Source organism: Caulobacter sp. Root1455 (assembly GCF_001426905.1).
Taxonomy (GTDB): domain Bacteria; phylum Pseudomonadota; class Alphaproteobacteria; order Caulobacterales; family Caulobacteraceae; genus Caulobacter.
The window spans coordinates 38,334-56,551 of the sequence record NZ_LMFQ01000025.1; the positions used below are offsets into that span (position 1 = coordinate 38,334).

Annotated in this window: 25 protein-coding genes; 17 read left to right on the forward strand and 8 right to left on the reverse strand. The window is 68.4% G+C overall.

What is annotated here, in order from left to right:
• Positions 1-321 carry a hypothetical protein gene (locus tag ASD21_RS24170; protein WP_056462376.1) on the forward strand — a complete coding sequence of 107 codons (321 nt, stop codon included), beginning with the start codon at positions 1-3 and terminating at the stop codon, positions 319-321.
• A 371-nt stretch (positions 322-692) separates the two neighbouring features.
• Here ASD21_RS24170 and ASD21_RS23655 read toward each other — a convergent pair whose 3' ends face one another.
• The 4 genes from ASD21_RS23655 to ASD21_RS24175 all read right to left on the reverse strand — a co-directional run bounded on the left by ASD21_RS23655 (position 693) and on the right by ASD21_RS24175 (position 3,727).
• Positions 693-1,700: a S1/P1 nuclease gene (locus ASD21_RS23655; protein WP_162250266.1), complete on the reverse strand. Its 1,008-nt coding sequence runs from the start codon at positions 1,698-1,700 to the stop codon at positions 693-695.
• Between the two features lie 191 nt (positions 1,701-1,891).
• The gene (locus ASD21_RS21390; protein WP_056446352.1) at positions 1,892-2,917 is read right to left on the reverse strand and encodes a DNA/RNA non-specific endonuclease; all 1,026 of its coding nucleotides are present in this window, start codon (positions 2,915-2,917) and stop codon (positions 1,892-1,894) included.
• A gap of 7 nt (positions 2,918-2,924) precedes the next feature.
• Entirely contained in the window at positions 2,925-3,539 is a 615-nt protein-coding gene (locus tag ASD21_RS21395; RefSeq protein ID WP_056446355.1) for an SOS response-associated peptidase family protein, read from the reverse strand.
• Positions 3,539-3,727, reverse strand: a complete 189-nt coding sequence (locus ASD21_RS24175; protein WP_156390778.1) for a hypothetical protein — start codon at positions 3,725-3,727, stop codon at positions 3,539-3,541. The genes ASD21_RS21395 and ASD21_RS24175 overlap by 1 nt, the downstream gene beginning before the upstream one ends.
• 74 nt (positions 3,728-3,801) lie before the next feature.
• Here ASD21_RS24175 and ASD21_RS21400 point away from each other — a divergent pair, with 74 nt between their 5' ends.
• Both ASD21_RS21400 and ASD21_RS21405 read left to right on the forward strand, forming a co-directional pair.
• On the forward strand, positions 3,802-4,068 hold the full coding sequence (locus ASD21_RS21400; RefSeq protein ID WP_056446358.1) for a hypothetical protein: 267 nt from the start codon (positions 3,802-3,804) through the stop codon (positions 4,066-4,068).
• 60 nt (positions 4,069-4,128) lie between these two features.
• Complete coding sequence (locus tag ASD21_RS21405; RefSeq protein ID WP_056446362.1) at positions 4,129-4,350, forward strand: hypothetical protein; 222 nt, start codon at positions 4,129-4,131, stop codon at positions 4,348-4,350.
• Positions 4,351-4,352: 2 nt separating this feature from the next.
• Here the strand turns inward: ASD21_RS21405 and ASD21_RS21410 are convergent, their stop codons facing one another.
• From ASD21_RS21410 to ASD21_RS21420, 3 genes are read right to left on the reverse strand one after another with little or no spacing between them, the layout of a single operon-like run.
• A complete protein-coding gene (locus ASD21_RS21410; protein WP_056446365.1) occupies positions 4,353-4,565 on the reverse strand; it encodes a hypothetical protein in 213 nt (70 codons plus the stop codon).
• 3 nt (positions 4,566-4,568) lie between these two features.
• Positions 4,569-4,964: a hypothetical protein gene (locus ASD21_RS21415; RefSeq protein ID WP_056446368.1), complete on the reverse strand. Its 396-nt coding sequence runs from the start codon at positions 4,962-4,964 to the stop codon at positions 4,569-4,571.
• On the reverse strand, positions 4,957-5,166 hold the full coding sequence (locus tag ASD21_RS21420) for a hypothetical protein (RefSeq protein ID WP_235524940.1): 210 nt from the start codon (positions 5,164-5,166) through the stop codon (positions 4,957-4,959). The genes ASD21_RS21415 and ASD21_RS21420 overlap by 8 nt, the downstream gene beginning before the upstream one ends.
• 350 nt (positions 5,167-5,516) lie before the next feature.
• On the opposite strand from ASD21_RS21420, the gene ASD21_RS21425 reads away from it, so the two are divergent.
• The 11 genes from ASD21_RS21425 (at position 5,517) to rlxS (ending at position 15,168) form a co-directional block, all read left to right on the forward strand.
• Positions 5,517-6,053: a DUF2939 domain-containing protein gene (locus ASD21_RS21425; RefSeq protein ID WP_156398457.1), complete on the forward strand. Its 537-nt coding sequence runs from the start codon at positions 5,517-5,519 to the stop codon at positions 6,051-6,053.
• A gap of 176 nt (positions 6,054-6,229) precedes the next feature.
• Positions 6,230-6,616, forward strand: coding sequence for a helix-turn-helix domain-containing protein (locus tag ASD21_RS21430; protein ID WP_056446377.1), 387 nt, complete (start codon positions 6,230-6,232; stop codon positions 6,614-6,616).
• A 281-nt stretch (positions 6,617-6,897) separates the two neighbouring features.
• A complete protein-coding gene (locus ASD21_RS21435) occupies positions 6,898-7,908 on the forward strand; it encodes an ArdC family protein (protein ID WP_082554894.1) in 1,011 nt (336 codons plus the stop codon).
• Positions 7,905-8,279 (forward strand): DUF2958 domain-containing protein, encoded by a 375-nt coding sequence (locus ASD21_RS21440; protein ID WP_056446380.1) that lies wholly within the window; start codon positions 7,905-7,907, stop codon positions 8,277-8,279. The genes ASD21_RS21435 and ASD21_RS21440 overlap by 4 nt, the downstream gene beginning before the upstream one ends.
• A 170-nt stretch (positions 8,280-8,449) precedes the next feature.
• Positions 8,450-10,288: a ParB/RepB/Spo0J family partition protein gene (locus tag ASD21_RS21445; protein ID WP_056446383.1), complete on the forward strand. Its 1,839-nt coding sequence runs from the start codon at positions 8,450-8,452 to the stop codon at positions 10,286-10,288.
• A gap of 284 nt (positions 10,289-10,572) precedes the next feature.
• A complete protein-coding gene (locus tag ASD21_RS24180) occupies positions 10,573-10,746 on the forward strand; it encodes a hypothetical protein (RefSeq protein WP_156390777.1) in 174 nt (57 codons plus the stop codon).
• A 313-nt stretch (positions 10,747-11,059) separates the two neighbouring features.
• Positions 11,060-11,386: a DUF736 domain-containing protein gene (locus ASD21_RS21450; protein WP_056446386.1), complete on the forward strand. Its 327-nt coding sequence runs from the start codon at positions 11,060-11,062 to the stop codon at positions 11,384-11,386.
• A 196-nt stretch (positions 11,387-11,582) separates the two neighbouring features.
• Positions 11,583-11,816 (forward strand): helix-turn-helix domain-containing protein, encoded by a 234-nt coding sequence (locus ASD21_RS21455; protein WP_200941465.1) that lies wholly within the window; start codon positions 11,583-11,585, stop codon positions 11,814-11,816.
• Positions 11,809-12,330, forward strand: coding sequence for a S26 family signal peptidase (locus tag ASD21_RS21460; protein ID WP_056446387.1), 522 nt, complete (start codon positions 11,809-11,811; stop codon positions 12,328-12,330). Before ASD21_RS21455 ends, ASD21_RS21460 begins: the two co-directional genes overlap by 8 nt.
• Entirely contained in the window at positions 12,318-12,941 is a 624-nt protein-coding gene (locus tag ASD21_RS21465; protein ID WP_056446391.1) for a lytic transglycosylase domain-containing protein, read from the forward strand. Before ASD21_RS21460 ends, ASD21_RS21465 begins: the two co-directional genes overlap by 13 nt.
• 238 nt (positions 12,942-13,179) lie before the next feature.
• Positions 13,180-15,168, forward strand: a complete 1,989-nt coding sequence (gene rlxS / locus ASD21_RS21470; protein ID WP_056446394.1) for a relaxase/mobilization nuclease RlxS — start codon at positions 13,180-13,182, stop codon at positions 15,166-15,168.
• 28 nt (positions 15,169-15,196) lie between these two features.
• Here the strand turns inward: rlxS and ASD21_RS25105 are convergent, their stop codons facing one another.
• A complete protein-coding gene (locus tag ASD21_RS25105; protein ID WP_268761086.1) occupies positions 15,197-15,325 on the reverse strand; it encodes a hypothetical protein in 129 nt (42 codons plus the stop codon).
• A gap of 110 nt (positions 15,326-15,435) precedes the next feature.
• On the opposite strand from ASD21_RS25105, the gene ASD21_RS21475 reads away from it, so the two are divergent.
• From ASD21_RS21475 to ASD21_RS21485, 3 genes are all read left to right on the forward strand, one after another.
• Positions 15,436-15,729 carry a hypothetical protein gene (locus ASD21_RS21475; protein WP_056446397.1) on the forward strand — a complete coding sequence of 98 codons (294 nt, stop codon included), beginning with the start codon at positions 15,436-15,438 and terminating at the stop codon, positions 15,727-15,729.
• Positions 15,726-16,010, forward strand: a complete 285-nt coding sequence (locus ASD21_RS21480) for a type II toxin-antitoxin system RelE/ParE family toxin (RefSeq protein ID WP_056446400.1) — start codon at positions 15,726-15,728, stop codon at positions 16,008-16,010. The genes ASD21_RS21475 and ASD21_RS21480 overlap by 4 nt, the downstream gene beginning before the upstream one ends.
• A 171-nt stretch (positions 16,011-16,181) precedes the next feature.
• The gene (locus ASD21_RS21485; protein WP_056446401.1) at positions 16,182-18,215 is read left to right on the forward strand and encodes a conjugal transfer protein TraG; all 2,034 of its coding nucleotides are present in this window, start codon (positions 16,182-16,184) and stop codon (positions 18,213-18,215) included.
• Positions 18,216-18,218: the final 3 nt, after the last annotated feature.

Here is an 18,218-nt window from a genome sequence, read left to right on the forward strand (position 1 = left end):
GTGAAAATAGAGTACTTCGTCGATACCGGACTTTACACCAACATCATATTTGTGATGTTGCGGGCGCGTGAAGTGGCAGAATTCATCGCGAGGCTGTCCGGCAGCGTCTTCTTGGAATTCGATGCGATTGATGGAGCTGATGTGCGCTTATCTGACAGCGCGGTTGGGAGCTTCGGTGTCTGCCTTGCGCTCAGCGAAGACGTTAAATCCGATTTGATCAGAAAGTGCGAATATCTGTCGAAAGAAAACCGACCTTGCCATGACTATGTCGATATCGATGCGGTCTATTCCGTGATGATATCGAAAGATGAGTATTTTTGACGGGTCATCGTAGCCAGGTGATGGCGGGAACGAAGGCTCGGTCATTGAGGGTCGGCCGATATTGGCGATTGGCGCTGCGCGGTCCGCCTGGAAGCCGAAAAAGCTACGGCTGAACGAGCCCATCGGCGACAAGCGCTTTTGGACTCCTTGTGGCGGCGGCGAAGCCTTGGCGTCCAGCGACAATGGCTTTGGTTGGCAGGCGACAAGGATCTCTCTGGCTGAGCCGCCGGGGAGGTTGGAGGCCGCGGCGTTTCCGAACCGGGATCGCACGAAGACAGAAGAAGGCCCAGGTCGTCACGCCGCCGGACCGCCCAGCCGGCGGCGAGCGGTCCTTATACCGGCCGCCCCGCCTGGCGCGGGCTCAAGGCCGTTCAAGGGCAGCCGGGCTCGTCATAGGTCAGGGCCTGGTTGAGCAGGCGGGCAAGGCGCGCGCCGCCCAGCGAGACCTGATCGCGCGTGGTCCGCACCGCGCGCTCGGCATAGGTTGGCGTCAAGTAAAACGGCCCCTTCTGACCGCGCTTGATCGGCGAGGCGTAGACCAGACGGTCCGCCAGATCATGGCTCTCGTCGAGCCAGGTCTGGACATGGATCACCATGGCCTTGTCCTGGTCGGCGAGGGGCAAGCCGGCCCCCAGATCGGCCGCAGTGGCCAGGCTGGCGCTGTCGTCTCCCGGCGCGCCGTCCCAGTAGGAATGGAGATTGGCGGGCAGGTATTTGGAGGCTGGATAATAGGTCGGATCGCTCCAGTCGGCCTTGGTCTTCCAGCTGAGGAGGACGCCGTTGCCGCCGTCGTCCTTGCCGCCGTTGAACGCCCCGCTGACCTGGGTGGCCGCGTGCAGGGGCTGATGGACATCGCCCACCAGGTGGATCAGCCAGACCAGGTCGTAGGACTTCACATCGTCGGACGCCGTCGAGGCCAGGGTCTTGGCGAACAGTTCGATGCGCTCGCGCGCATTGATGGGCGGCGGCAGATTGGCCGCCGGCCTGGCCGGCACCGGGTAGTCCGCATAGTGCCAGTATTTGTGCATGTACCGATCGGAGAAGCCGACATTGTCACCGGCCTGAGCGCCCGTCGGCTCCTCGCCGTCATTGATATAGTGGGTCTTGTCCTGCTTGATCCGGTCGGGCCAGGTCGCGGCGCTGACGAACAGGGCCTCGTCGCCACGGTTCGGGCCCAAGGCGTTCAACTGATCGCCATAGGCGTCTTGGTGGGTTTTGAGCAGCTTGACCGCCCGGCAGCGGGCTCCCGGCGCCATCTGATCCCAAGCCACCTTGGCGGTCATCATATGACCTTGCCCATGCCAGGCCAGGGCGCTCGAGCCAAGACCGGCCCCCAGAGCGATCACGCCGGCGAAAATAGCTTTACGAACTTGGGTCACGCTTGCCCTCCCCAGAACCGCGAAACGCGACACTACCTTGTCTTGTTGATTCGACCAGCGCGCCCTCAAGATGCATCGAGGTCCACGGCGAGCCTTGGGCCGGCGGCTCGAACGTCTGCTTGTGGCTCGTGGCCCAAGGTCTGTTTCTGGCGCATCTCGGTCATGACGGCCAGGCCAACACTTCTCCGAGCTTAGGGAACGCCGCGCTGCCCGGCGCAGGCCGACGGGGCGTCCCAATAGCGCGTCTCGACGGGCCAAAGGTGATCGGCGGCCCGGGCGGTCAGATGTTCGCGATCCGGCCGCCCCACGAAAAAGCGCAGCCCGGTGCGAAGCTCGATCTGAGCGATGGACACCAACTGGGGCTTGGGGTCGTAGCGATGGTGCAGGCTTTTGGCTTTGTTGCAATTGACCCATTGGGCGCTGGGCGTTGGACGGCCGGCCGCGTCCAGGGCGTTGGGCTGTTCGTAGATGAACGCCAGGGTCTCGACGCCTGAGGGGCCTTCATGGAGGAGGATCTTGAAAAAGCCGTCGGGAATTTCGACCGGGGCTTCGCCCGCATCGCCGATCGTCAGCTTCGGGGTCGCCGGATCGAAGATCGGGCCGGTGACGATCCAGACGCTGCGATACTTGTTGGCCGCGGCGGCCGAATAGGTCTCCAGAAATCGCCACGGGCCTTGGTTGAGGTCCTGGGCCTGGGGCGAGGCGTTCCAAAACTGATGGGTGTTGCAGGCGGCTTCAGCGCTGATGCGCTGGGCGTGATCGCTCATCGCCAGGTGGCCGCGGTTCCACACGCTCCCCACCCCGGCGTAGGACTCATCCAGCCCCTTGGCGGTGACGCCGGGGACAGCGGCCAGAAGGGGCGCGAACTCCACCGAGTTGTACCAACGGCTCGGGCGCTGGATTGAAATCGCGGGCTCAGGATAGTCGCCGGCGGCGTTGGGCCCCACGCCGCGAAGCTCATAGGCGACGTATTCGGGATTGAAGCGAAGATCGGCGCGCCCGTCCCCGTCGTCGTCATCGGCGTCGTCGAAGACGGACTGATAGGCCGTGAACGTCTTCCTCAGGCCCGCGGCCTGCGGCGCATAGCGGCCATGATCGTGATCGTTCGGCGCCAGCGCGGGGAATGGCGACGTCGTCGCGCCGCCGCACGGAAAGTCCGCGGCGCTTGCCGCCCCTCCAAGGGCGAGGGTGATCGCCAGCATGCAGATCAGTTTCATCATCGTCTCAACCTTTACCTTGTCCGCTGGGCGCCGGATCGGGCGCCTCGTCCAGGAGGGGCGGGAAGTCGCGCACGACGCTGAGCGTGCCCGCCGGCGCGGCGGTCAGCATCTGCGACTGGGGCCGCGTGAGGTCCAGCCAATCTCGCCCGTCCTCGGCTGACAACAGGACGATCTGACGGTCATGATAGGGCTTGATGTCCGCACCGGGCTCGGTCGTCAGCATGGTCCAGCAGCCATGCTTGACGACGCCGGCGATCCAGAACAGCGGGTTGTCCACCATCGTGAATCTCCACCGCGTCTTGCGTTTCTGCCCCGGCAGCTTGTCGGTGAACTCATAGAAGGCGTCGGCGGGGATCAGCACGCGGTCGCTTTTTGCGAAGTCTCGACCGTCGGACTGGTAGTTGAACACCGGCCCCTTGGGCCCAGGCCAGGCCCACTGGGTCATCGAGACCATGGCCTTGTCGCCGACATGCCGCACGATCGGCGCCATCTCCGTCATTCTGATCTCCGGGCGCGGCTCGAAGTTCGACGCCCGACCTTCCCAGACCACGGGCAGCTTCAGCACCTTGTTCCAGGTGGCGAAGAGGTCGCCGGTCTTGAGGCTGTAAAGGTTGCACATCACGGACCCTTCCAGAGCTTCAGATGCCACCACCCCCTCGGGGCATGGATCGGGTGTCCAGCCGCGTCGACGAACAGTTCAGCGTAGTAGGCCTCCTCGGCGAGCACGCCGACGCCCGCGTCTGGAGCGCCTTTCCCGTGGCGCTCCTCATCGGGTGGCCGATCTGGCTTTTTCGTGCCGTCGTTCATCTCCTGGAACCTAGGCGAACGCTGTTCGGCCGACTAGTCGGGCGAGGCTTTGCCGACTCAGCTATGCCCCGTCCATGACCCCTGACGACATCGACAAGCTGATCGATCTCCATGCTGACGAGGGCGGCCCCGGCTTGATCAGGCTGTCGGCCGACACCTGGTGCCGCATGCCGAGTGATTTCGGTGCGCGCTGCGTCAGTCCCCTGCGCGGCATCCGATATCGCGGTGTGCGGATCTGGGTTTCGCGGGCTTTCGAGGATCAAGTGTTGTCGCGCGCCGAGGCGATGGCGCTGGGTCATGACGAGTTCGAGGATTTGACCGCGCCGCCCGAGAGGCTTTGAGACAAAAACCGTTGTTGTTGTCTTGGACCTTGCGCACCTTGTGGCGGGGAGGACGTGTCCATGGCCAACAACTATCCCGATGGCGGCGAGCAGCCTCTGGGCCCGATCGAACGCAAGGTCCTGCCTTGGCTGGCATGGCTCCTCTGCACGTTCGTGGCCGGCGCGCTGATCATGCTCGCCTTGGCCCAGTTGCCGTTTATCGGCAGCCTGGTCGCCGGACTTGCGGGGTTCACCGCGGGCGGGGTGTTTGCGGCCTGGGCGCTGAGGCCCTGGTCGTCCTAGATCTACATCCTCGCGTCGGTGTCGATCCAGCCGTCTTGCCCGCGCGCGCCGCATCGGCTGCACCGCAGCTTGGCCCGGATGGTGTGGGGTTGGGTGTCGCCGCCCAGGTTCACGATCGCCTTCTCGCGCGACCAGATCTGCTGGTTTCCGCATCCCCGGCAGGTGATCGTCAGCGGCGATTTGATCCGCTGCAGGGTGGGCCAGATGACCGCCATGCGTCACCCGCGAGGCGTCGAGGCGAGGCCGACCTCGCCTGGCGCGATCCCCGCGTCCAGCAGCGTCTCGACCAGCCACGAGCGCCGACGCGCCGCATCGCCGCGGTCAAAGCCGTCGTGATAGCCGCCCGCCATCAGATGCAGGATCGGCATGGGGCCCCCGCAGGTCCGCACCGGGCAACTCACGGCGCGCTGGAGGCGCATCATCGACCAAGCCAGGCGGGAACGCAGGCGCTGGCCGAGCATGTCGCGCCGGCCCCAGGTGCGCGCCATGCCGCAGTATTGGCACTTGAACCGGACGTCGTAGCCCAGCTCGACACAATCGATCAGCAGCGTCGCGGCGACGTCTGGCGCCAGCATCGCGGCCTTGCGGCGATCGCTGTCGCTAGGCTCAGGCATCGGCCGGCGGCTCCACTTGGCGCACGGCGCGCCAGAACGACCACGGCTTGCCCTCGACCAACTCCATCTCGAACCACGCTTCCTCGCCTTCGAAGGGCGGGACGTTCTCGGGGGCGATGAACGTCGATCGCGAGTTTCCCGAGCCGCCGCCGGGTGTGGTGAAGAACAGCGTCTTGCTCTCAGGGTCGGCGTACAGGCGCACGCGCGTGAGCCTTTTGACGTCGCGGCGGTAGACGCGGGGCGGCTTAGGGGCGTGCAGTGTCGCGCGCTGAGGGGCACGTGGGGGTGACATTTGGCGGTTCTCGATGTTCCGCTAATGTTCTCATTCTGGATGGCGTGAGAGTCAATCGGCTTGAGGTGGAATCTGACTGAATGTCCGCTTGCAGGTGGCGGGCGAAGGGCGGCGGCCGGCGCGTGTCTGCCTCGCGGTGATCGATCACGAGCGCCGCGGGGAAGCTACCGCTGGTCGCCGATCACATGGCCCCGAGGCGATGGACAATCTGAGTGCGTAAAGCCAAGCTTGTTCGATAGCCAAGAAGGGGAGGGCGGGGCGTGAACAAGCGCATGAAAACCTGGGGCGCGGCGGCCGCGGGCGCGATCGTGCTGCTTGTCGGCGGCTATTTGGCGTCGCCCTACATCGCCGTCGTGGGCCTGGTGAACGCGGCTCGGGCCGGCGACAAGGACGGTCTTGAGGAGCGCGTCGATTTCCCGGCCGTTCGCGAGCACTTGAAGGCCGAGCTTACCGCGACCTTCATGACCAAGTTTCAGGAGGATCCGGAGATGCAGTCCAATCCGTTCGCGGGTCTGGGCCTGGCCTTGATTCCCCTGATGGCCGACAAGGCCGTCAACGCGCTGGTGACCCCCGAGGGCCTGACGCGTCTGTTGGCCAAGACCCAGACGCCGTCCGACCGTAAGCCTGTTTTCGGCCTGCCCAAGGACGCCGGCTACGTGACGCTCGACCGCTTTCGGGTCGGCGCGCCCGCGGGGGATGACGGCGGCAAGAAGATCCAGCTCATCTTTCGCCGGCAGGGCCTGTTTTCCTGGAAGTTGAACCGCATCGACCTGCCGCCGGATTTGCTGGAGGACTAGCGCGGCCTGGGCCGCTGGTGCGTCCTTGCATCGCGGGCGGCCCGCCGGGAACCGTACGCGAGGCCGACGCCGCCGACGCCGCGACCCGGACCTGCGGAGAGCACCGTCAGGCCCGGCTGGCGCGACGCACCGGGGCCGGTCGTGCATTATCAAATGGCTGAATGGGGAGCTCGCCGATGTCCAAGCCGCCCGCGGAGGCCCCCGACCTGATCGACGTGCATGTGGGCAAGATGATCCGGGCCCGGCGGCGTGCGATCGGCGTGTCACAGCATGACCTGGCGCCGGCGATCGGCGTGACCTTCCAGCAGGTGCAGAAGTACGAGGTCGGCAGCAACCGCGTCAGCGCGTCCAAGCTCTTCGCGATCGCCCAGGCCCTTGGCGTGCCGGCCGGGAGCTTTTTCAGCGACCTGGAGGAGGCTGGGGCGGATCCGTCGATCCTCTCCGAGTTCGGCGATTTCCTGGTCCTGAACGGCTCGGCCGAACTGGTGAAGGCCTATCGAAACCTGTCGGCGGACCAGCGCCGCGTTCTTGTCGATCTGGCCCAGGTGATGGCCGCGTCCTGACATCGCCGCGCGCCGCTTGAGCCATGGCGCCGACCAAGCGGACATCGCGCTTCGCGCGATGACTTTCCTGAAGGGCCTTTCCCCTGAAAGCGGGGTGGGCGGCGCGCCGGCATAGGCCCGCCCGGGCCGGCGGCAAGCCGGCCTTCGGCCGTCTCCTCCACTTACGTTTCGGCCCTTCGGGTGCCGCCCGCCCTTGCGGCGGGCCTAACCGGCTTCTTCGCCGCCCACCCCCCTTTCCGGGGAAAGGATGTGGGGTTTTGGGGCGGTGAAGGAGCATCCTCATGCGCCCCACCGGTCAACGCCGCAAAGGCCAGCGCCAAACGTCCGCCGCCTCGCCCTCCCGACGGGCGGGCGCCAAGACCGATGTCGTCAGCCTCTATGACGAGGTCACCCGCAAGATCATCGCCCAGCTGGAGGCCGGGCGTCTGCCCTGGGTCCAGCCCTGGGGGCGGGCAGGGGGCGCGGCGCTGTCCTTGCCGCGCAACGGGATCACCGGGCGCCGGTATTCGGGCGTCAACATCCTGCTCCTCTGGGGCGCCGTCATCGAGAACGGCTATCCCTCGCAAGGCTGGCTGACCTTCCGCCAAGCCCAGGCCGCCGGGGGCTGCGTGCGCAAGGGCGAACGCGGCGCGACCGTGGTCTATGCCGACCGCTTCACGCCGCGCGAGGAGCTGGAGCGCGCCGCGCGCGACGGCGAGGAACCGGGCAAGGTGGCGTTCCTCAAGCGCTTCACCGTCTTCAATCTCGCCCAGTGCGAGGGCCTGGAGGACGTCGATCCCGAACCCGCGCCGCTCCCCGAGCGGCAGGTTGTCCCGCGCGCCGAGGCGCTGATCGCCGCCACGGGCGCCGATTTCCGGATCGGCGGAACCAAGGCCTTCTATTCTCCGGCCCAGGACCTCGTGCAGGTGCCGCCGCAACCGGCCTTTCACGACCAGATCAACTATTACCGCACCGCCTTTCACGAACTGTCGCACTGGACCGGGCACGGCTCGCGCCTGGACCGCGACCAGTCGGGCGTGCGGGGCGGCAAGGCCTATGCCCGCGAGGAACTGGTCGCCGAAATGGGCGCGGCCTTCCTCTGCGCCAGCCTGGGCATCGTCCCCACCGTTCGGCACGCCGACTATCTGGCCTCGTGGCTGGAGGTCGTGCGCGAGGACAACCGGGCCATCTTCCGCGCCGCCTCACAGGCCTCCAAGGCCGCCGACTTGCTGCTGGCCTTCGGTTCGCGGGCGTCGTCCGTCACGACCGGTCCGAAGGCGGCCGAGGTCCTGGAGCGGGAGTTGGTCGCATGACCCTGCTGCCGCCAACCCTTCGCGCCTTGCTGCTGATCAACGGCGCCGCCGAGGTCGAGACCGACCACGTCCCGGTGGTCAAGTTCTTCAATCCGCTCGGTCCGGGCCGCTGGCTCGTCACCGAAATGGACGCGGACGGCGACACCCTGTTCGGTCTGGCGGACCTGGGCGAGCCGGAACTGGGGTCGTTTAGTCTCGCCGAAATCCAGGCCGTGCGTTTGCCGTTCGGCCTGACCATCGAGCGCGATCTCCATTTTTCGACGGGCCTGCCGCTTTCGGTCTGGACCGCCGCGACGCGTCGCGCCGGTTCGATCTGCGCCGCCGAGACGCTGCTGCGGGTCATCGCCCGTCGCGAAGGCGGCGCGTCATGATCCCAGTCGCCCGATCCAAACCCTGAAATTCCGCGCGCCGGGGCAAGCCCCGGCGCCGGACGCCCGCGCCAATCCCGGCGCATCCCCGACCCCGCCCCAAGCCTGGACAGCATCGCGGGCGGGGTCGGTTCCACCCCCAAATCCCCAACAGGAAAACAGGAGCGTTCGCTATGAGACTTGCTTTCGCCGATCCCCGCAACATGACGATCTCGCCGCTCAACATGCACTTTGGACAACCCGCGCCGGACGTTTCCGACATCCGGCCGTCCATCGCAAAGCGCGGCGTCCTTGTTCCCATGCTGGTCCAGGAGAGGTTCGCCGACGGCGCCGTCATGCCCGGCGCCTTCGCGGTCGTGGCCGGGGCTCGCCGCCTGACGGCGGCCCAGGCCGAAATCGCCGCCGGGGTCGATATCGATCCCGTGCCGATCTGCATCCTTGATCCCGGCGACGACGCCGCCGCCATCGAGGCCTCGCTGATCGAGAACCTCCATCGCCTGCCGCCCGACGAGGTTTCGACCTGGGAAGCGTTCGCCAAGCTGATCAAGGAGGGGCGAACGCCCCAGGAAATCGCCGCGACCTTCCATATGTCCGAAGCCGTGGTGAACCGCACCCTGGCGCTGGGCAATCTTCTGCCGCGCCTGCGCAAGCTCTATCGCCGCGAGGCGGTCAATGTCGCCACCATCCGCCTGCTGACCCTGGCCACCAAGAGCCAGCAGAAGGCCTGGCTGGCGATCCATGACGACCCCGACCAAGTCACGCCGGTGGGGCAGGGCTTGAAGAACTGGCTGTTCGGCGGCGCCGCGATCCCGACCAAACACGCCCTGTTCAGCCTGGAGGACTACCCTGGCGCCATCATCGCCGACCTGTTTGGCGAAGACAGCTATTTCACCGATCCGGGATTGTTCTGGACCTGCCAGAACGCGGCCTTGGCCGCCAAGCGCGAGGCCCTGCTGGCCGAAGGCTGGAGCGCGGTTGAGGTGCTGGAGACGGGGCGCTCCTTCGACAGCTGGAAACACGAACGCGTCAGCAAGGCCAAGGGCGGCAAGGTCTATCTGTCGGTCAGCCAGCGCGGCGAGGTCACCGCGCACGAGGGCTTCCTGACCGCCAGGGAGGCTCGCCGCGCCCAGGCCGTCGCGGCGCAGATGGCCAAGGGGACCGCGCGCGGCGAGGAGGGCCGCGCCGATCCGAAGACCGATCGCGCCGAGGTCACCAGCAGCCAGCAGGCCTATATCGACCTGCACCGTCATTCGGCCGTCCGCGCGGTGCTGACCGATCATCCGGGCGTGGCCTTGCGGCTCCTGGTCGCCCACGCCGTGGCCGGAACCCATCTGTGGCGGGTCGAGCCCGATGCGCGCCGGGCCGGGTCGGAAGCGGTGGCCCAGAGCGCGCAGGCCAGCCCCGCCGAGGCCCGGTTTCAGGTCAAGCACAAGGCTATCTGCGCCTTGCTGGGCGCCGACCCCGAGCGCGCTCTGGTGGGGCAACGGCGCGAAGGCGGCGCGGCGGGCGCCTTCGCAAAGCTGCTCGCCTTGCCCGACGCCGACGTCCTGGCGGTCGCCGCCGTGGTCATGGGCGAGACCCTGGCCGCCGGGAGCGTCGAGGTCGAGACGGCGGGGACCTTCCTGAAGGTCGACATGGGCGCGGTCTGGACGCCCGATGAGGCTTTCTTCGAGCTGATGCGCGACCGCGAAGCGGTCAACGCCATGCTCAGGGAGGTTGGCGGCAAGAAGGTCGCGGACGGCAACCTGACCGAAAAGGTCAAGACCCAGAAGACCATCCTGCGCGACTTCCTGGACGGGACCAACGACCGGCCCAAGGCCGCTCGCTGGACGCCAAAATGGCTGACCTTCCCGGCCCAGGCCTATACCCGCAGGCCCTTCGCCACCGCCCAGCGGAGCAGGGCGGTCGCCCCGCTGCTGCGCGGCGTGCGCCTGCCGAGCCCCGCCGCCACGCCGCCCTCGACCATGGCCCCGGCGGTCGATCCCAACCCGGCGATCCTCGCGGCCCAATAGCGCCGCGTCGGTCGTCAACCTCGCCCCCGGATCATTGGATCCGGGGGCTTTTGCGCGCCGCCGAGACTTCGGACGCTACGACGGGGAGAGCCGCCCCTGGACGCGAGACGGACCTGGATCGCGTAAGACGGGGCCCGGGGCTGGGCCGTGGTCCCCGCGCCTTGCGACACGGAGGCGGGGCGGTCAGGCCTCGCCGGTTCCAGATCGGGGCGAAGCCGTCGTCGTCGTCCTGACCGGCCGCGCGCCCCAGTTCGGCCTGGCGGGCGGGCGGCCCGAAAGTCGGGATGGGCCAGGCCGACGGACGTCTGCTGGCGGGTCTGGCCGACACCGCGCCAGCCCCCGCCGATCTCGACCCCGAACACGCCGACCGTCCGCCGGATCGGCCGGTGGAGGCCTTGTCGCGGACGGGCACGACGTCGATGTCGGCGGGCGCCCTGGCCTGCGCGGACGCCCCTTGAAGACGCGGGGTTTCCAGACGGGTGACGAAGCCGAGCGGGTGGTTGGCGGCGGCCCCCTCGGAAACCCATCGCGGCACGAACCCACGACGATGGCGTAGACCCTATGGGGGCTTGGCCCCGCCTTGAACCATCGCGCCGACCTTTTTTCCCCGTCGCGCCCAAGCGGCGGGCGCGCCTCCTCGCGCGCAAAAAAGCCCGTCGCTCCGGTCCTCCGCTGCGCTGCGGCCCTCCGGGTCAAGACGGGGCCAAGCCCCCATGACGGGCGCCTGTCGCCGGGGATCGGCCCCGACGGATCACTGAAAGGACCACCGCCATGACCGCCACGCTCGGCTTCGTCACCCGCCTGGAAACCGGCGCTTTCAAGGGCCATCTGCGCACCCTCAACATCAGCGCCGACATCGACGTCGTGCCCGTCCGCGACAAGACCTCGTCCAGCTATCCCGACTATCGGGTCGTCTCGTCCGGGGTCGAGATCGGCGCCGGCTGGAACAATGTCAACCAGACCAGCCAGCAGCCCTATGTCGGCCTGACCCTGGCCCATCCCGACATCGGCCCGCGCACCTACAAGGTCAAACTGGGCCGCGCGGCCGGTCAGGACGACGACGACGTCTTCGCCCTGATCTGGAACCCCGAGGACTGATCGGCCCAGCCCCCGCGTCGCAAGGCGTGGGGGCCACGGCCCAGCCCCGGGCGCCGTCTCTGGAGGGGAACGTTTCTCGCAAGGCCGTTTTGCGTACGTCCCGCCCGCGCGCTCGTAACGGTCTGCTCGCCCTGGCGCGGCCCAGCCCATTCAACCCACCGCCGCGCCCCCCCCACGGGAACTCAGGAGCACGGCGATGATGGATGAAGACGACGCGATCAAACGGGCCGCCCGCGCGCGAAAGGGCAGCCCGTTCCTCAACACGGCCCAGGCCGCCCACTATGTCGGCTTGGCCGAACGGACGCTGGAGGCCATGCGCGGCCAGGGCCAGGGACCGGCCTTTCGCCGCCACGGCCGTTTCATCCGCTATCACATCGATGACCTGGACGCTTGGTCTGCCCGTCAGGGCGGCGGGCGACGCCATGTTTAGCCGCGTGTTCACCCCGCGCGGCCAGGGTCTGGCGGCCCTGATCGCTCTGGCCCTGGCCGGTCTGGCCGCGCCGTCCGTGTTCGATCCGCCGCCGCGCCTGGTCTGGAACGCCAGCGCCAGCGCGCCCGTCGGCCTGTGGGCGATCAACCCCGGCGCGCCGATCCAGGTCGGCGACAGCGTGCTCGCCTGGCCGTCGCCCGCCGCCCGCCGTCTGGCCGCCCAGCGCCATTACCTCCCGGCCAATGTGCCGATGATCAAGACCGTGGCCGCCGTCGCGGGCGACCAGGTTTGCGCGGCCCAGGCGACGATCACGGTCAACGGCCGGCGCGTCGCCGTGCGGCGCCTTGCCGATGGTCGTGGGCGGATGCTGCCCTGGTGGCGCGGTTGCCAACGCCTGTCTCGCGGTCAGCTGTTGCTGATCAATCCCGCCCCGGACTCGTTCGACAGCCGCTATTTCGGGCCGGTCGAGGGGCGGGCGATCATCGGCGAGGCGAGGCTGCTATGGCGACGATGATCGTCCTGGCGGCGGTCGTGGCCAGCCACGCCCCATCGCCCTCCGCGGCCGTCGCTCGTGTCGAGCAATGGCGGCCGTGGATCGTGGAGGCCTCGCTGCGATTTGATGTTCCGCAGGCCTGGATCGCGGCGGTGATCACGGCCGAAAGCGGCGGCCGAACCCATCTGAACGGTCGGCCGATCACCTCGCGCGCCGGGGCGATGGGCCTGATGCAGGTGATGCCGCAAACCTATCGGGCGTTGGCCAGGACGCACGCCCTGGGTCCTGATCCGTACGACCCACGCGACAATATCCTGGCGGGAACAGCCTATCTGGCGGTCATGCGCGCCCGGTTCGGCTACCCTGGACTCTTCGCCGCCTACAACGCCGGACCGGCCCGTTACGAGGCCCATCTGCGCGAGGGTTTGGCCCTGCCCAGCGAGACCCAGGCCTATATCCAGGTGTTGTCGCGCGCGCCCGGATCGGTCGATCTGCCGCCCGCCGTGCTGTCGGGGACGCGCCTGTTTTTCCCTGTTGCATCCCGCACCGATCCAATGCGGACGGGCGCGTCGCCAGCGCCTTCGGGCGGGTTGTTCGCGCCCGTGGGATCGCGGCCGGGAGGGGAGCGATGAGGCGATGGGAGCGGGATGAGGAGGGAGGCGGGCTACGGCAAGATGAAGCAACGTCGCCATCCCTTGGGATGTCGCCGTAAGTCATTGTCTGCACGTCGGCTTCTTCTTCGTGGCATGGCGCCATGCGCGCGGGTTTGGCGCCGCGGCGCCGCCAAGGCCTTGCGTGGCAAGGCGTTGCGATGGCGCCCGTTTCGCTGGAGCGCGGGGGCGCCCACCTTGCCGGTTGGAGGCCTGTGTCATGGCGCAAGACGACGATTTCGATCCCCGCCTGGGCAAGCCCCGCGCCCTGGGCGGCAAGCCCCAGAGCTATCTGTCGCGCATCCTGCGCTCGGCCATGCTGGCCAGCGGCGGGACCTTCGGCCGCGCGCCCCGGCGGTCCGGCTTCACCGGCGCGCGGATCGGCCGAGGGGCGGGCGTGGGCCAGGTCCTGATCTCGCGCGACCGTCTGGCCGCCTATCGAAGCCGCCGCGTGATCGTGAAGTTCTCCATCCCCAAGCTTTCAGGCAAGGGGCTCGCCGCGGCCCGCGCCCACATGCGCTATGTGCAGCGCGACGGCGTCACCCGCGATGGCGCGCCCGGCCAACTCTACGGAGCCGACACCGACCAGGCCAATGGACGCGCCTTCATCGACCGCGCCGAGGCCGGCGAGGACCCCCGGCAGTTCCGGTTCATCGTCTCGCCCGAGGACGGGGCCGAATACGAGGACCTCAAAGCCCTGACCCGCCGGCTGATGGCGCGGATGGAAAAGGACCTGGACACCAAGCTCGACTGGGTGGCGGTCGACCATCACAACACCGGCCATCCTCACACCCACATCATCGTGCGCGGACGCGACGACCAGGGCGGCGAACTGGTGATCGCCAAGGACTACCTGACCCAAGGCCTTCGCGAGCGCGCCGCCGAGCTGGTGTCGCTGGACCTGGGGCCGCGCAGCGACCGCCAGATCGAGATGCGGCTGCGCGAAGAGGTCGGCCAGGAGCGGCTGACGAGCCTGGACCGGGGTCTGCTGCGCGATGTCGGCGAAGACGGCCTGGTCTCGCCGCGACATGTCGATCCCTTGCAGCATTCGGTGCGCGCCGGCCGGCTTCAGACCCTGTCGCGCCTGGGCCTGGCCCGCGAGGACGCGCCCACGCGCTGGCGGCTGGCCGGCGGGCTGGAGGTGACCCTCAGGCGCATGGGCGAGCGCGGCGACATCCAGAAAACCCTCAATCGCGCGCTGATCGAGGGCGGCGTGGACCGCGACCGGGCCGACCAGGTGATCTATCAGCCTGCCGCGCCGGGCGCGCGGCCGGTGGTCGGGCGCTTGGTGGCGCGCGGACTTTCGGACGAGTTGAAGGACCACCATTACCTGGTCGTCGACGGCGTCGATGGCCGCGCCCACTATGTCGAGATCGGCAGGAGCCTGGCCACCGAGCCGATCGCGTTGGGCGCCCTGGTCAGGGTCGAACCGCGACCCATCGAGGTTCGAGCCGTTGATCAAACCATCGCTCGCATCGCCGCGGCGCATGACGGGCGCTACAGCATCGACCTGCACTTGGCCCACGACCCGACCGCCTCGGTATCCTTCGCCCAGGCCCATGTTCGGCGCCTGGAGGCCCTGCGACGGGGGCGCGTCGGCGTCGAGCGGCATGACGACGGCGCCTGGACCATCGGCGCCGATCATCTCGATCAGGCCGTCGCTTTCGAAAAACGCCAGGCCCAGACCGCGCCCGTGGTGGTCAAGACCCTGAGCGCCCTATCGCTCGAAGCTCAGGTCGGGGCCGACGGCGCGACCTGGCTTGACCGCCAATTGCTCGCGGACGCGCCCGAGCCGCTGCGCGACGCGGGCTTTGGGCGCCAAGCGCGCCAGGCCCTGGCCTTGCGGCGACAGTGGCTGATCGACCAAGGCCTGGCCCGCCAGGAGCTGGACCAGGTGATCTACCGGGCGGGGTTGCTGACCCGCCTGCAGCGCCGCGAGCTGATCGTCGCGGCTGAAGGCCTGGCGCGGGAGACGGGGCGGACCTTCTTCGAGGCGCGTCCAGGCCAGCGGGTCGAGGGCGTCTACCGGCGCGCGGCGGACCTGGCCAGCGGCCGGTTCGCGGTTGTCGAACGCAGCCGCGATTTCACGCTGGTTCCGTGGAAGCCGGTGCTGGAAGGGCGAGAGGGCAGGTTGGTCTCGGGCGTCCTGCGCGAGGCGGGGGTGAGCTGGACGATTGGCCGGGGACGCGACGGGCCGGTGATCTCGTGACCATCAATTGGCGCCCTGCGGGCGCGGATCAGCGCAGTTGGTGGATCGCGACGGCGACGCCGGCGACCATCAGGCCCAAGGCGCCCGCCCAGGCCCAAAACGCCGCGCGGCGCTGGAGCCGGATCGAGCGCGAGGGCGGAAGAATCTGGAAGGCCATGAGGCCATTGTGCCTGGAAGCAAGGCGGTTGGCAAAGCCGGGCGTCGCCAGCGGGCTTGCCGGGTGTGGACATCGTATATACGTTATCAGTACGGTCAAGGAGAGCGCCGATGAGCAAGGATGCGGTATTCACGCTCAAGCTGGAGCCTCAGCTGCGAGACGCCTTCCTAGCCGAAGCCCAGGCGGCCCATCGACCGGCGTCCCAGATCGTCCGCGACATGATGCGTGATTTCATCCAGCGCCAGCGTGACGACCGCGAGCACGACGCCTTCGTCAGAGGCAAGGTCGAAGCCGGACGCCGCGATCGCGCCGCGGGTCTGGGATTCACCAATGACGAGATCGAGACCGAGTTCGCGGCGCGTCGGGCCGCGCTCCTGGGAAAGGCGGCTGAGGCCAAGGCGTGAACGTCCGCTGGACAGCGACGGCGCGGCTCGATCGTCTCGAAATCATGGACTACTTCGCCGCCGAAAATCCGCGGGCGGCCTTGCGCATGGACCAGCTCTTTTCCGACGCCGCCGCTTCGCTCGCGGCGTTTCCGCTACGCGGGCGGCCCGGTCTCGTCGCCGGCACGCGCGAACTCTTTCCGCATGAGTCCTATCGGCTGATCTACGAGGTGGACGGTCAGACCGTGTGGATCCTGACGCTGCTGCACGCCGCTCGCCGGTGGCCGCCCCAGCGCGACTAGCGTCACGGTCTGATTGACCTTGGGCGACGCCGCCGCCGCGCGGGCGAGCGGGAAGGACGGCGCCTTGCGCGGGCTTGACCGGGCACAGACGCCCTAAGCGGTTTTGGCATCTGGCCGGAGTCTGGCCTGGCCTCGCCGCGCCCCTGCCGCGAAGGCGCCGGGATCAGGCGCATGACGCCCACAAAGCTCCTCATCGGTCAGATTCTCGCGGTCTTCGCGATCATGATCCTGGGCGTGTGGGCCTCGACCCAGTGGGCCGCGGCCATGCTCGGCTATCAGGCCCCGTTGGGCGCGCCCTGGGCGGCGCCGCTGGGGCTGCCGATCTATCGCCCCTGGCAGCTGTTCGACTGGTGGTATCACTACGAGGCCTACGCGCCGGCCGTGTTCAACAAGGCCGGGATCCTGGCCGGCGCCAGCGGCTTCCTCGGCTGCGCGTGCGCCATCGCCGGCTCGCTCTGGCGGGCTCGGCAGGCGGGACAGGTCACCACCTACGGCTCTTCACGCTGGGCCACGCCCCGCGAGGCCGCCGCCGCGGGCCTCTTCCATGACCAGGGCGTGTTTCTTGGCCGGCTGGGACGGCGCTATCTGCGACATTCCGGGCCCGAGCACGTCATGGCCTTCGCGCCGACCCGGTCGGGCAAGGGCGTGGGCCTGGTGGTCCCAAGCCTGCTGTCCTGGACCGGCAGCGCCGTCGTCCACGACATCAAGGGTGAGAACTGGACCCTGACGGCCGGTTGGCGGGCCCGCTTCTCCCACTGCCTGCTGTTCAACCCGACCGACGCCCGCTCGGCCCGCTACAATCCATTGCTGGAAGTGCGCAAAGGGCCAGACGAGGTCCGCGACGTTCAGAACATCGCCGACGTGCTCGTAGACCCCGAAGGGGCTTTGGAGCGCCGGTCGCACTGGGAGAAAACCAGCCACAGTCTGCTGGTCGGGGCGATCCTCCATGTCCTGTACGCCGAGGAGGAAAAGACCCTCGCCCGGGTCGCCACCTTCCTGTCCGATCCCCAGCGCTCTTTCGCCCATACCCTGCGGCGGATGATGGCCACCAATCACCTGGGCACGCCGGACGCGCCCCAGGTCCATCCCGTGGTGGCCAGCGCGGCGCGCGAGGTCCTCAACAAGTCGGAAAACGAACGCAGCGGCGTGCTCTCCACCGCCATGTCGTTCCTGGGGCTCTATCGCGATCCCACCGTGGCCTTGACCACCAGCGCCTGCGACTGGCGCATCGCCGACCTGGTCGACGCGCCATCGCCGGTCACCCTCTACCTGGTCATTCCGCCGTCCGACATCTCTCGCACCAAGCCTCTGGTGCGACTGGTGCTCAACCAGATCGGCCGGCGTCTGACCGAGCGGCTGGAAGGCGATCCCAAGAAGAGCCGCAAGCATCAGCTGCTGATGATGCTGGACGAGTTTCCGGCCCTGGGACGGCTGGACTTCTTCGAGACCGCCCTGGCCTTCATGGCCGGCTACGGCATCCGCGCCTATCTGATCGCCCAGTCGCTCAACCAGATCTCCAAGGCCTACGGCGAGAACAACGCCATCCTGGACAATTGCCATGTCCGCGTCGCGTTCTCCTCCAACGACGAGCGCACCGCCAAGCGGATCTCGGACGCGCTGGGCACGGCCACCGAGCTGCGGGCCCAGCGCAACTACGCCGGCCATCGCCTGTCGCCCTGGCTCAGCCACGTCATGGTCAGCCGCCAGGAAACCGCCCGGCCGCTGCTGACGCCCGGTGAAGTGATGCAGCTGCCGCCCAATGAGGCCCTGGTGCTGGTGTCGGGCCTGGCGCCCATCCGCGCCAAGAAGCTGCGCTATTACGAGGACCACAACTTCACCGCCCGCCTCGCGCCGCCGCCCGCCTTGACTGACGGCCCCTATGGCGATCGCCCGCCGGCCCGCGGCGACGACTGGGGCGGTCAGGTGCGCGGACTCCACGCGGGTCTGGGGACCGAGGCCGAGGACGATCTGGATGCCGCGGTCGAGGGCGGCCTGCAGCAGGAGCGTCATCCAGGCCTGTTCGATGAGGTCGTCGCCCGTCCCGCGGCCGACGAGACGGAGCTCGGTTTGGGGCTGGCCGACGACGACAGCGACGCGGTCGCCGATCGCCAGGCCATGGCCCGCGCCGGCCAACCGATCGCCCGCGCCCACGCCATGAATGAAGGAGCCGGTCGTGACGACGACGACCTGCTGCCGGCTTTTTGAGGG

Coding starts and splice junctions, on each gene's coding strand:
- ASD21_RS21390 (WP_056446352.1), bottom strand. CDS start 2,917: ATGAAACTGATCTGCATGCTGGCGATCACCCTCGCCCTTGGAGGGGCG.
- ASD21_RS21395 (WP_056446355.1), bottom strand. CDS start 3,539: ATGTGCAACCTTTACAGCCTCAAGACCGGCGACCTCTTCGCCACCTGG.
- ASD21_RS24175 (WP_156390778.1), bottom strand. CDS start 3,727: ATGAACGACGGCACGAAAAAGCCAGATCGGCCACCCGATGAGGAGCGC.
- ASD21_RS21400 (WP_056446358.1), top strand. CDS start 3,802: ATGACCCCTGACGACATCGACAAGCTGATCGATCTCCATGCTGACGAG.
- ASD21_RS21405 (WP_056446362.1), top strand. CDS start 4,129: ATGGCCAACAACTATCCCGATGGCGGCGAGCAGCCTCTGGGCCCGATC.
- ASD21_RS21410 (WP_056446365.1), bottom strand. CDS start 4,565: ATGGCGGTCATCTGGCCCACCCTGCAGCGGATCAAATCGCCGCTGACG.
- ASD21_RS21415 (WP_056446368.1), bottom strand. CDS start 4,964: ATGCCTGAGCCTAGCGACAGCGATCGCCGCAAGGCCGCGATGCTGGCG.
- ASD21_RS21430 (WP_056446377.1), top strand. CDS start 6,230: ATGTCCAAGCCGCCCGCGGAGGCCCCCGACCTGATCGACGTGCATGTG.
- ASD21_RS21435 (WP_082554894.1), top strand. CDS start 6,898: ATGCGCCCCACCGGTCAACGCCGCAAAGGCCAGCGCCAAACGTCCGCC.
- ASD21_RS21440 (WP_056446380.1), top strand. CDS start 7,905: ATGACCCTGCTGCCGCCAACCCTTCGCGCCTTGCTGCTGATCAACGGC.
- ASD21_RS21445 (WP_056446383.1), top strand. CDS start 8,450: ATGAGACTTGCTTTCGCCGATCCCCGCAACATGACGATCTCGCCGCTC.
- ASD21_RS24180 (WP_156390777.1), top strand. CDS start 10,573: ATGGGCCAGGCCGACGGACGTCTGCTGGCGGGTCTGGCCGACACCGCG.
- ASD21_RS21450 (WP_056446386.1), top strand. CDS start 11,060: ATGACCGCCACGCTCGGCTTCGTCACCCGCCTGGAAACCGGCGCTTTC.
- ASD21_RS21455 (WP_200941465.1), top strand. CDS start 11,583: ATGATGGATGAAGACGACGCGATCAAACGGGCCGCCCGCGCGCGAAAG.
- ASD21_RS21460 (WP_056446387.1), top strand. CDS start 11,809: ATGTTTAGCCGCGTGTTCACCCCGCGCGGCCAGGGTCTGGCGGCCCTG.
- ASD21_RS21465 (WP_056446391.1), top strand. CDS start 12,318: ATGGCGACGATGATCGTCCTGGCGGCGGTCGTGGCCAGCCACGCCCCA.
- rlxS (WP_056446394.1), top strand. CDS start 13,180: ATGGCGCAAGACGACGATTTCGATCCCCGCCTGGGCAAGCCCCGCGCC.
- ASD21_RS25105 (WP_268761086.1), bottom strand. CDS start 15,325: ATGGCCTTCCAGATTCTTCCGCCCTCGCGCTCGATCCGGCTCCAGCGC.
- ASD21_RS21475 (WP_056446397.1), top strand. CDS start 15,436: ATGAGCAAGGATGCGGTATTCACGCTCAAGCTGGAGCCTCAGCTGCGA.
- ASD21_RS21485 (WP_056446401.1), top strand. CDS start 16,182: ATGACGCCCACAAAGCTCCTCATCGGTCAGATTCTCGCGGTCTTCGCG.